The 12486-nt window shown below is 50.3% G+C and carries 8 protein-coding genes and 1 pseudogene; 5 read left to right on the top strand and 4 right to left on the bottom strand.

All coding sequences use genetic code 11. The annotated features are described in order from the left end of the window. The first annotated feature begins 43 nt into the window (after positions 1 to 43). Entirely contained in the window at positions 44 to 496 is a 453-nt protein-coding gene (locus BBI15_RS03625) for a VOC family protein (protein ID WP_068872287.1), read from the top strand. Between the two features lie 75 nt (positions 497 to 571). After that, a complete protein-coding gene (locus tag BBI15_RS03620; RefSeq protein ID WP_068872285.1) occupies positions 572 to 1207 on the top strand; it encodes a peptidoglycan-binding domain-containing protein in 636 nt (211 codons plus the stop codon). A 115-nt stretch (positions 1208 to 1322) separates the two neighbouring features. On the opposite strand, the gene BBI15_RS03615 is transcribed toward BBI15_RS03620, so the two are convergent. Further along, positions 1323 to 2165 carry an aldo/keto reductase gene (locus BBI15_RS03615; RefSeq protein WP_068872283.1) on the bottom strand — a complete coding sequence of 281 codons (843 nt, stop codon included), beginning with the start codon at positions 2163 to 2165 and terminating at the stop codon, positions 1323 to 1325. A 221-nt stretch (positions 2166 to 2386) separates the two neighbouring features. Beyond that, positions 2387 to 5149 carry a M14 family metallopeptidase gene (locus BBI15_RS03610; RefSeq protein WP_068872282.1) on the bottom strand — a complete coding sequence of 921 codons (2763 nt, stop codon included), beginning with the start codon at positions 5147 to 5149 and terminating at the stop codon, positions 2387 to 2389. A gap of 286 nt (positions 5150 to 5435) precedes the next feature. Here BBI15_RS03610 and BBI15_RS16795 point away from each other — a divergent pair. After that, positions 5436 to 6892, top strand: a pseudogene (locus tag BBI15_RS16795) (amidase family protein). 171 nt (positions 6893 to 7063) lie between these two features. On the opposite strand, the gene BBI15_RS03600 reads toward BBI15_RS16795, so the two are convergent. Further along, positions 7064 to 8296, bottom strand: coding sequence for a DUF1572 domain-containing protein (locus BBI15_RS03600; RefSeq protein ID WP_068872280.1), 1233 nt, complete (start codon positions 8294 to 8296; stop codon positions 7064 to 7066). Between the two features lie 311 nt (positions 8297 to 8607). Here BBI15_RS03600 and BBI15_RS03595 point away from each other — a divergent pair, with 311 nt between their 5' ends. Then, positions 8608 to 10038, top strand: coding sequence for an FAD-binding protein (locus BBI15_RS03595; RefSeq protein ID WP_068872278.1), 1431 nt, complete (start codon positions 8608 to 8610; stop codon positions 10036 to 10038). Further along, a complete protein-coding gene (locus tag BBI15_RS03590; RefSeq protein ID WP_068872277.1) occupies positions 10035 to 10589 on the top strand; it encodes an MFS transporter in 555 nt (184 codons plus the stop codon). Before BBI15_RS03595 ends, BBI15_RS03590 begins: the two co-directional genes overlap by 4 nt. A 121-nt stretch (positions 10590 to 10710) precedes the next feature. Here BBI15_RS03590 and BBI15_RS03585 read toward each other — a convergent pair whose 3' ends face one another. Beyond that, positions 10711 to 12369, bottom strand: coding sequence for an SWIM zinc finger family protein (locus BBI15_RS03585; protein WP_068872276.1), 1659 nt, complete (start codon positions 12367 to 12369; stop codon positions 10711 to 10713). Between the last annotated feature and the right edge of the window lie 117 nt (positions 12370 to 12486).

Below are 12486 nucleotides of genomic sequence, written 5' to 3'. Positions count from 1 at the left end.
GAACTTTTAGGGCAACCACCATTTATAAAAAGGAGGAACTCCCATGCAAAATAATCAACTGCTCCGAATGGACAATGTCGGCATCGTCGTCGAATCGCTCGATAACACCATTTCGTTCTTCGAGGAAATCGGCTTGGAACTCGAAGGCCGCGGCATGGTCGAAGGCGATTGGGCAGGACGCGTCACGGGGCTTGGCGACCAGCAAGCCGAAATCGCCATGATGGCGACGCCGGACGGACACAGCCGGATCGAACTATCGCGCTTTCTCAAACCGGCTGTTACCAGTGATCACCGGACGGCCCCTGTCAATGCGCTCGGTTACTTGCGCGTCATGTTCGCCGTCAAAGATATCGACGGCATGGTCGCCCGTCTCATGAAGCACGGCGCAAAACTCGCCGGCGAAGTGGTGCAGTACGAAAACGCGTACCGGCTCTGTTACATCCGCGGGCCGGAAGGGATTCTTATCGGCCTTGCGGAGCCGCTCGAGAATCAGTAGTTCGCTGATATTCCGTTGTTTTTGACAATGAAGCGGGTATACATGAAGCAATTAATCATTCGGGAGGAATCCGCCATGAAGAAAGTTTGGCTTCCACTGCTTCTCGCATCCGGCTTGTTCGCTGCACTTCCCTTGTCTTTTGATTCGGCCGCTGCCGCAAGCCATGGATCGGCAACAGATGGCCAACTGCCCGAAAACCTCGAGAACCTGATGGTCATCGCCCCGGAGCACCAATTCACGCTGCGCCAAGGCAGCAAACGAATCGAAGTCGAACTGCTGCAATGGACCTTGAACGACTACGGATTGAAAACGGAAGTCGATGGCATCTTCGAAGCGGAGACCGACCGGAACGTCCGGCAATACCAGCAGGAGAAAGGCCTTGTCGTTGATGGCATCGTCGGCATGTATACGTGGGTCGCCATTTACGCCGAACATCAACAACCCACAGACGGCACCGAACTTCCCACAAGACTGAAGAATTTAATGGCGATCGCACCGGAGCATCAATTCACGCTGCGCCAAGGAAGCAAACGGATCGAAGTCGAATTGCTGCAATGGACCTTAAACGACTACGGATTGAAAACTTCGGTGGATGGCATCTTCGGACCCGAAACCAACCGGAACGTCCGGCAATACCAGGCCGATAAAGGGTTGAAAGTTGATGGCATTGTCGGGGTCCGCACGTGGACAGCGTTGTATGGGAAATATTAATTCTCTAAAAAAGAAGACCCGCCCATCCCTTTACGGATTGGCGGGTCTTCTAGTTAGTTGCAGAACCTAGTTTTGGAATGAATTTCAGCACAAATCACTGTCCAATAGCTTTCCCTTAAAACTCCTCATGCGTCGCCGGATCCATATCAAACAATCTTCCATCCGGGCGGGACAACTCCGAAATCGCCGTCATTTCGCTGTCGCTCAATTCAAAATCGAAAATGGCCAAGTTCTCGCGCTGGCGCTCTGGCGAGGTGGAACGCGGAATCGACACCGAACCGATCTGGTATTGCCAGCGCAAGACGACTTGCGCGATGGTTTTGTGATGGGCCTCGGCAATCTGGCGGATGGTATCGTTCGTTAGGATGTCCTTCGCCCTCGCGATTGGGCTCCACGACTGCGTTTGGATATGGAGATCTGTATGCACTTTGCGCTGGTGCGCCTGGTTGAAAAACGGATGCAATTCCACTTGGTTTACGCTCGGTGTGACGCCGGTTTCTTTGATGATGCGCTCCAAATGCTCAGGCAGGAAATTGCTGACGCCAATCGAGCGGACGAGCCCCCATTTCTGTGCATCGATCAAGGCTTGCCACGCTTCCACGTACGTGTCTTGATTCGGCAACGGCCAGTGAATCAAATACAGGTCGAAATAATCCAGTTGGGCGCGGTACAGCGATTCCTGGATCGCCACCAAGGCTTTGTCGTATGTGTGGTAACGCCCCGGCAGCTTGGACGTCACCCACAGCTCGTCGCGGGGAATGCCGCTGCGCTGAATGCCTTCGCCGACCGCGCCTTCGTTTTCGTAATTATACGCCGTGTCGATCAAGCGGTATCCCGCGTTGATGCCGCTGCTGACGGCGTTCGCTCCGGCATTGCCCCACAGTCCGTATGTACCGAGCCCTGTCACCGGTAAAGTCGTGCCGTCATTTAATGTCACTTCTGGAATTGCTTTTACCATCTGCTTCCACTCCTCTCGAGTCTGTTTTCAGATTACTCTTGCATCTTCGCAAGTTCAAACAATTCGCCTCTCGAAATTTCAGCCGATAACAAAAAGGGATCCGCTCCATTATCGAATGGAGCGGATCCCGAATTGTGTCGTGCACAGGGGCGTCGCATCACACAAACGCCGCTATATCAAGCTTCTTACCCGGAGAATTGTGTGGTGCACAGGGACACCAACTACTGTTTCTTCTTCCCTTTTCCTTTCCCCTTCTCCACCACTTCCGCTTCAACGCTCACCGCATCGTAAATGGAGTTTGCGAGGAAACGGTAGCTGTGTTCGGTATGGGCACGGAACGCGAGAGAGTTGGCGAACAAATTGAACGTCGTCTCACCCGCTTCAGCCGTGATGGCCATCGGTTGGCCTTGTGCCTGTTCATAGCCAGGCCACCAGCCGGCGAGGTAGAAATCGTCGCTGTCCTGGAAACTTGCGAGCACGTCTGCGCCTTCTGGGACGCCAGAAATCCACGAACCGGTCGTGACGTAGAGATTCTCTTCTTGCTCGTACCCTGCTGTCAGCGGATGTTCCGCGACATTCGCTTTCACGAGCCCTTCGTGTCTGCTTCCGGTGCTCGTATACGCAAAGCCTGGAAGCAAGCCGCTCTTGCTCACTGCGTTCAGTGCAGGTGCTCCGATTCCGACAAAGGTTTTGCCAGTGACTTGATCTGCATTAAATGAAGATCCATCGCTGACGATGACATCCGCATCTGCAGCGTCCGTCAGTTCAAATCCAAGCTGGCGCAACGAGAAGTTCAATTGCGCAGAACCGGTTGCCGCAACGCTCGGCTGCTCCAACACTTCGGTTTCGGCGTTTTTGCCGTTGCCGAACACTTGCGTTTCAAAATAATAATCATCGGCATACGGGCGAAGGTCGTTCGTCGCGACGACAAAATCGCCAGCTTCCGCTTTGCCTTTGCTTTCCGTCAGCACTTCCACTGTTTTGCCATCAGCAAGTAGCGCATTGACGACGCGGATTGCATCGTTCGTCGAGTTCTCGAGAATTTGTTTCGGCGGATTTCCTTTTACGGTGCTTGCCGGAACAACCGCTTCTTCAAGTTCCTGAGTTTTTCCGTCAAACACATTTTCAACACGCACTTCTTCCAGATCAAAGCCTCTCAAATCGGAGAAGTTGACGACGATCGGGTCGTACATCGCATCCCAATCGGAGACGTTATCGCCTTCATAGAGCATGGCGTTCGCCAAGCCGCGTTTCGCCTGGTCCATCGGGACGATGAATGTGCCTTTCGGGTAGTTCACACCACCCGCTTTTACAGGTTTCACGGTCTTCTCGACTTCCACGCCGTTGCGGATCAAATACTCCGCCATCTCATACGCTTCCAACGCATTCTTCTGGTTCTTGTCATCTGTCGGAATCACGTAATAATCCGGGAAGAAGTTGTCATTGTCCCCGCGGTCACGGCCGATCACTTCACCTGCCGCATTGACGTAATATTCATCGACGGCACGGTTATCTTCCCCGTTCACGCCGCGTTTGAAAATCTCCAATTGCTCTTTGTACAATTGGTCTTTATTGTCGTGCACGTAATTCGCCGCACCAAGGCCACTTCCGACAAGTGCGTTATAGCCGTCCTGGCTCAATGTCGGCACTTCGATCGTATGGCCGAGCGCCCCGTGGAGCATCGCATAAATCGCCGTGTATGCCGGTGTCATATCATCCCAACCGGAACCATAGCCGTCTTTGGCAATGAAATACGACGTCAGCTCGGAATTGGCGATGCCCGCCTGGCCCATCGCGTTCGCTTGATCCATCATATTGTCGATCAACAAATCGTATTCAAAGTTCGGGTTATGCGGCGGTGTTGCCGGTTCGATCAAGAACCCGTCCACATAGCCGTGAAAATCCACAAATGATAGTGGCGTCCATTTCGACAGCACTTCATTGACTTGCTGCGTTTCCACTTGCGTCTGGTACGCATTGTCGCGGTTCAAGTCAAAGCCCTCGGCATTTGCGCGCGTGTTGGCTGCTCTGCCGTCCGGGTTGCTCGTGAACATATAGAGGAAAATCGCATCGTCCAGCACCTCGTCCACGTTCAAGTTCTCTTCGAATTCCGTGTCGCCGTCTGTATTCATGAATTTCACTTCATCTTCCAACGCGAATTTCTCCAACAACTCAACTTGCACATCCACGCCTTCCACTTCATCCGGGTGGATATTATTGAACCAGATCGGCACTTGGTAATCGCCCATCGTGTCGTTCTCGAGTTTTTCAATTAAACTTTCCGGATCTTCGAGTGCAGTCGGCAAAGTTTCATTCAAATATTGATCGACCGCTTCTTCGTCACGAGCCAAAATGACGAAATGAATATCCCGCCCTTCCACCGTTTTGCCGACGGTCTGGTACTCCAGGTAGCGATCGTTGTCCTCATCTTGTTCAGCGGCTTCAAAAATCTCATCGATCGCCGGTTTTAATTCATCGTAAAACTTGAACTCATCGTAGACATTCAACTCGACGGTCGCTGCAGCTTTTTCGCCGCTTGCCGCATCCACTAGCGCCAGTTCATAATCGCCGATGAATTGCTGGTATTGCGTACGGATCGTCCGGTTGGACAAATCATCCGTCCCGTACAGCAAACCGAATTCCAGCACTGCAGTGATTTGGTTCGTGCCTTCCACAAAAGAAGGCTCTTCCACGACGGTGATGAACGGATCGCCATTGTAGCTTTGGCCTTGGGTCCATTGCTGCCATTCAGACAACGGCTTTCCGCCAAACCGGAATTCGACATCTTCCAAATTGACCCCTTCGCCCAGGTCAGCCGACACTTCGACGGTGCGCGCTTCGGTCAACGAAAAGACCGAACGGCTCACTTCAAGCGCAGTCGCTTGTTCAGTCACGCTAGCCCCCGTTTCATTTGCGACCATTGTCGGCGTAAATGCTGAAATTACCAGCACCGCCGAGAGCCATCCTGCAAACACTTTCTTCATCCACTCAACATCCCTTCACCTTGAAATTTGTATTGCTGGCTCTAAATATAACAGAATATTTCGTAATCCGAAGTAGGCAAAAGGATTAATTCTTAAAAATAGGACTTTATTCCAGTTATTGAAATTTTTCTTCAGCGAATCAAAAATTGTGCGGAGCACAGGGACACCGCGTCACACAAACCCCGCTACCACAGTGTTTTCACCTTCAGAATTGTGTCGTACACAGGGGCATGCCCAATTCGTGTACAATGAAAGAAAATACATCACTTTAGCGAGGAGCCTACATATGGAGACAAGCACATTCCAACTAATCGAAGCGACGATCGAAGATATCCAGCAAGCGTTCCGTGACCAAAAACTGACGTCCGTCGAATTGGTGCAAGCCTATCTCGACCGGATTGAAGCATTCGACCAAAACGGCCCGAAAATCAATGCTGTGCGCGCCATCAACCCGGATGCCCTCGAAATCGCAGCCGAGCTGGACGCAAATCGCGGACAGGATGGCCAAGGCCCGCTTTACGGCATCCCCGTGTTGCTGAAAGACAATATCGAAACGAAAGACCCTATGCCGACGACTGCCGGCGCCATCGCGCTCGAACACAATTTCGCGAAAGACGACGCGTTCGTTGCGAAGCAACTGCGTAACGCAGGCGCCATCATCCTCGGCAAAGTTAATTTGAGCGAATGGGCGTATTTCATGTCGAAAGACGGCCCGAGCGGCTATAGCGCACTCGCCGGACAGGTAAAAAATCCGTACGGCGTCGATGTCTTCGAACCGGAAGACGTCGGCGGCTCGAGTTCCGGGACCGGTGCTGCAATCGCGTCGAACTTCGCGGTCGTCGGGGTCGGCACGGAAACATCCGGTTCGATCCTTAGCCCCTCCAGCGCCAATTCCATCGTCGGCATCAAACCGACTGTCGGGCTCATCAGCCGCTCGCGCATCATCCCGATCGCTGAAAGCCAGGACACCGCAGGACCGATGGCGCGCACTGTGACAGACGCGGCGATTCTCTTAGGGCCATGACAGGCGTCGACGAACAAGACCTGGCGACATTCAAAAGCGCAGGCCAGGCACTCACCGATTACACGCCGCACCTGAAAAAGGACGGCTTGAAAGGCGCGCGCATCGGCGTCGACTTGTCGTTCTTAAACAACGAAGCACCGGAAGAACGCGCCATCATGGACGCGGCGATCGAGCAAATCAAGGCACTTGGCGCGACCGTTGTCGAATTGACGATTCCACAGCAGGAGTTCGAATCGGACGTCTTATGGTATGAGTTCAAGCGCGGCGTTAACGACTACCTCGCCACCACACCAGACGAAGTGCCGGTCAAATCACTCGCAGACGTCATCGCCTTCAACCAGCAAGACCCTGAGCGCCGCATGAAATTCGGCCAGGCGGAACTCGAAAAAGCGCAAAGCTTAAGTGACGATTCGAACGACGCGACTTACCTCGAGCACCGAGAAATCGATTGGCGCTCTTCCACGACAGAAGGCATCGACCTCGTCATGCAAGAACACGAGCTCGATGCAATATTATTCCAAAACAACCGCGGCGCAGCGAAACCGGCACGGGCAGGCTATCCATCGATCACGGTGCCAGCCGGCTACACGAGCAGCGGGCATCCGGTCGGAGTGACGTTCAGTGCGCAGGCATTCAGCGAAGCCCGATTGATTGAGCTCGCTTATTCCTATGAACAAGCGACACATAAGCGGGTTGCACCGGATCTGCAATCATACTGAATTTTTTAGACACGAAAAAACACCCTCCACTGAAACGCTGGCAAAAATGCCGGGCGATCCGGTGGAGGGTATTTTTTGCAATAAATTGTGTCTTACACAGGGGCGCCACGCTAGACATTCCCTTCTACATCAAGGTTCTTATCCGAAGAATTGTGTGGAGCACAGGGACATTTACTTTTTCCGCAGAACATACGCATACGCCTTCTCATCTTCCGTCACTTCAACCAACACTTCAGACGGAACCTCCTGCTCTTTAGCCTCTAGCTCGTTAATCTTCACAGGCGCCAATTCTTTCAAGCTCTCCAAATTGCGGTACTTCAGCGCCTTGATCCCGAAGTTGATTTTCACTTGATAGTTTTCTTCAATGCTTTTCACTTTCTCTTCAATGCTTTGGATCAACGCATGATTTTCCGCCACGATCTCTGCCAAAGTCTGCGATTTCACATCGGCTTCCTTGTAATTCCGGATGGTCCGGAGATATGGCTCGTAGCATTCCTGTATAAACTGCACATTCAACAACACCAGTTCCTGTTTGGCGTTGAAGCGCCCGATGAGTTGCTCGTACTCTTTTTTCACTGGGGCCTCCCCCCATTTCCTGAGCGTTTCATGCTCTTTCAAACTTTCAACATCCGCGACAATCGCTTTCAAGTCTTTCGTCAGCACTTTCAAATCCTGCAGCGTCGCCGTGTAGAAGCCTTCGATTTCCGCGTCTTCCACACCGCCAAGTGTTATGCCGTTTCTCCGGAAGCGTTCGATGACTTCCTTGAAATAGCCGAAGCGCGCGTCGATCTTCCCGGCGAAATCGTGTTCGCGGTGTTGGATGAGCGTCTCGAGTTTTTTCTCCATGCTCTTCAAGGAGCTTTGGATTTCCACGAGTTGCTGCTGGCCGACCACCGTCGTCAACAGGCTCATGCTCGCATGGGCCACGAGCCCAGGATTCACCCGCTTCACCAACACCGCCTGCTCGTATATCCCTTTCACGCCCTCTTTTTTCACCGCCGGCATATAGCCCTTGCCGTTGACCCGCTCGATCAAGCTCATGCTCTTATCCTTTAAGCCCTTGACCACTTCCGGGCTGAACTCCACGCGGAAGGTCCGGCTTTGCTGGAAAATCACCACTCCGTCTTTCAAGGTCTCCGCGATGACCGGAATCAAATTCGCCGGAATCTCAATGCGGTTATAGCCGCTTTTGACGAGTTCCGCGTCCTCCACTTCCGTCACGACCGGTTTCCACTGGCGATCGTCGTCTTCCGGCTCCGGTTCCTCCGCTTCCATTCCCTCCGCCGCATCTTCACTGGGCGTTTCTTCTATTTGAACAGATGCATCTTTATTCTTTCTGAAATAAATAAAGGCCCCAACTAATATAACTAAAATTGCCGCAATCAAGAAATAAATATATTCCATTAACTCTGCCTCATTTCTTTGGTAGTTCATATTTTACTAAAGAACCGATCATAAAGGATAAAAGAAGCTTTTCAGTCTCTTTTAAATCTCTCCCCTGTGCGCGAGGAAGCTAATGATTTACGACAAGATAAAAAAACTCATGAATCATCTTTCATTTCTCGATTTTAACAATTAGTTATTCACCTGCCGCTTAGGCGTTGTTTACCGAACATATAAGATATTGAATAACATAGTATTTTCCAGAAAGCTTTGGTATTGTAAAATCAAAAGCAGTGTTATATCGGACCAGAAGGAAGTGCATAAAACCTATTATGAATCGCTATTTGATGCTCTTTGTTTACATCACTATCTTATTCCTATCGATTTTTTATGTTACTGAACGATCCGCTGAACCGATAGCAGAAGACCAGAGCCGCTTGCTGCCAGTAAAAATGAAAGCGATAAAAGCGACCGACAGCACGGATGAAATCCGGCAAGTGGTTCTTGATGCCAAGTCACAAGGAGATTCCATCGCGATTGCCGGCATGCAGCATAGCCAAGGCGGACATACGGTGTATCCCGACGGCATCTTGCTGGATATGAAACCGTACAATAAAATTCTGAGGTTCGATGCCCGCGAAAAAACCATAACGATCCAAAGCGGAGCGACTTGGCGTGACATTCAGGACTATATCAATCCATACGGGCTGGCATTAAAAGTCAGCCAGTCCCAAAATATTTTTACTGTCGGCGGCTCTTTAAGCGTCAATGCACACGGCCTTGATATCAGGCAAGGCAGCTTGATCGACACTGTCGAATCACTTCGCCTGCTAAATGAAAATGGCGAGATCCTAACACTCAGTCCGGAGCAGAACCCCGAGCTGTTCCAAGCGGTTGTTGGAGGCTACGGCTTATTCGGTGTCATTCTGGACGTGACATTAAAGCTGACAGACGATGAAATGTACGAAATCCATTCTGAACAGCTTCAGTATGATGAATACAGTGATTATTTTAACGAGAGCGTCAGAGCAGATGAAAAGACAAAAATGCATTTGGCGCGAATTTCCTTATCCCCTGACTCGTTTTTGGAAGACATGTACGTGATTAATTATCAGGAAACCGAGCAGGAAAGCCTTCCCATGGAGCCCCAGAAATTAAAACAGGAGACCTTGATCGCTGTTCCGAAATTTTTCCTTGGACTTGCCCGGCTGAATGAGCAAGGGAAAAAAGTGTTCTGGAATACCCAAAAAACCTATTCCGCTTCGATTGATGGGAAATTGATTTCGCGAAACAACGTCATGCGGTCGGATTCCGAATTCATGGAATACAGCCATCCTGAAAACACCGAAGTCCTCCAGGAATATTTTGTTCCTGTGGAAAATTTTGAAGCGTATATTGGCGACTTAAGAGAAACCTTAATCGATGAAGGCCAGTTTAATTTATTGAATATCACCATCCGCTATGTTGAAGAAAATGAAAAAGCAGTGCTGTCTTATGCGAAAGACGATATGTTCTCGCTGGTCCTCCTGATCAATCAAGGAACCGATGCACAGAGCATAGAAGATACCGGAAGGGTCGTCCGCAACATGATTGATGTGACGCTCGACCACGGCGGGAGCTATTACTTGCCGTATTTCGGCTACCCCACTAAAGAACAAATGGCAGAAGCCTACCCACGGACGAGCGAGTTTTTCGACTTGAAAAAAGAATACGATCCAAGCGAGCGGTTTGTGAATATTTTCTATGAGGAGTACAAGGAATGAACTATAAGAGATTCATCGTCTATCAAGGAACCATTGTCATGGCCTCAAGCATAATCTTCCCGTTTTACATCTTGATGCTCAGAAACGTTGGAAATTCCTACTCTCAATTTGGCTGGGCTTATGGGCTGTTTGCGTTGACCGCTGCCATTTGCTACCCGCTTATCGGTAAAATCGCTGACAAAGCGGGCGACCAAGTGCTGCTCAGCGTCTATTCCTGGGGGATGGCGCTACTATTGCTTGTCTTCCCCCTGGCAAACGAAATATGGCATGTCTATCTTCTTCAAATCTTTATGGGAGTGCTTGGTGCAGTCCAAAAAAACTCTGAAAAAACCGTATTGGCCAGACATGTCTTAAAAGAAAGCGCCGGAAAGGAAATTGGCAATTACCATATTTGGACGTCAATTGCTGCAGCGGCAGCGGTCATTGCCACCGGCTATTTAGTGGACTTCTTCACAATATCAAGCATTTTCTATATCGCCTCTGCACTATTCGCCTGGAGCGGGTTTTCGATTATGAAAAAAGATAAACCCTTGCCGGAGTTGCAAGCTTAAAATCCATCATTTATTGGCACAGCATTTACTCTAACTCAACATACTAAAGCCGGATCCATTAATCCTTAAGTGAGATTAATGAATCCGGCTTTTTTACTGCGTTTATCAGGAAGCAAAATGGTTATTCCAACTTCACCTTCCCCACCTCATCCAACAGCGCTGGCCGTTTCGGATACATGAACTTGATTTCTTCGACCAACCGAGACGCCGCTTGAGTGCTGAGCGCGTGTTTGAACGACTTGATCTTTTGGCAAGCAGTCCAATAGGCTTTACGGTTGGAAGCCCCATCGATTTGCCGGTAAATATAGGCGGAATAGATTTCATTCACTTCATGCGGATGATCCGCCAACAGGTGCGGATATAGCTGCTCGATTGCAGAGATATCCCTCCGGCAATACTCCAGCAGGTCTTCCATCCTCTTTTCTTCAATTAGAATCCCGAGATACAAAGGCCGGCTCCGCGGATGGTTTTTCATCTCGGCCAGAAGCGCCTCCAACTTATTCGGCCATTGCTCGGCATCCACCATACTCTTCAGCTTATGGTAATACTCTTCCTCACCATCCAGTGTAAACTTGGCACTAAGGTCGATCATCTCCGCTGTATTGCCCATCCCTTCGTAAGCTTTAAAACGCAGCTTTTCCCATTCATGTAAAAGCCCAGTAAAATCCTCATCTAACTTTTCCGACTCTTCGCATAGCTTAAGGGCCTTCTCGAATTCACTGGCTCTCAGCGCCTGCAGAACTTGGGCTTTACGGATAGCCGGATAGCGATGATGCTTCGCATAAAACGCTTCGACAGCATGCTGCCCGCTGTCTCTTTGCAGCACCCATAGCTGGTACACCCGGAACCGCTCTTCTAAATAATGATACGTCTTGCTTTTCATTTCCTTACTGGCAATCAGTTTTTCAATGAAATTATAGAGCTTATCTCCGAACTCTCCTTTTTCATTCCATCGCAAGACAGATTCCACCAAATCATTCGGTGTATCGGTAATGTCCTGCTCCAATCCAAACAAGATATGCGGATACAACAGTTCAAGCATCCTATCGACGGCCGCTTCATCCACTTCTCCCGGCCAATCTCTCAGAGCTTCGTCGATCTTCTCCAAGCTTTCGTAAATCGCTGAACTGATCTCTCCGGATGAATCGTCCGCAATTTGCAGCATGCCCGTGCATTCTCTGATGACGATCAAACTGAGTCGGATAATCTGTTCGGCATCTTGCTGTAGATCCAAACCATCCAAAAACTCGAGCACTTCCTCAACACCTTCAAGTGCTTGATCTGTCCGGTCCCATTCGATAAAGCCATTGCGGACGGCACGGTAAGCAGCTATCCGTATCAGCTGGCGCGCCTTTTCTTCATCCATGTCACCTGTCTCCGAGAATTTCTCCGTCAAATAATGATGGACAGATGACTGATGCTCCACCAGCTCCTCCAGGATTTCCAGCAACTGCGCTTTTTTCAGCGACTTCAATTGTGACGCTACATCCACTGCAGCCGCGCCATTTACCGCTTTATATTCACCGATCGCCAGGCACACCGCCACTTCATGCTTGCACAGCGAATCCGATTCGAACGGGCAGGTACAATACGAACCGACAATCGTCCCGCCTTTCTTCAGGTTAATCGACACCTCGTAATTCTGGGTGCCCGAAACCAAAGCATGCCAGCGGTTCGGCGCATCTTCTGTTAATTGTTCTACAAAACCCCGCTCAAAATAATCAAGCCCGCGTTTATAAAGCTTTGACGGCACGTACATTTCCAGCTTGCTTAAGTTCATGAGTATTCCCCCTAGGTGGATGATAACTTGCTAGCGTCTGGCGTGGGCGGCATGTTTGCACCTGCTGAATATGTACAGATGACTAACGGCTAAAAGTGGCACCCGCCAAGCTCCACC

It is taken from the genome of Planococcus plakortidis, assembly GCF_001687605.2.
Classification (GTDB): Bacteria; Bacillota; Bacilli; order Bacillales_A; family Planococcaceae; genus Planococcus; species Planococcus plakortidis.
This window is presented reverse-complemented; position numbering and strand designations above follow the sequence as displayed.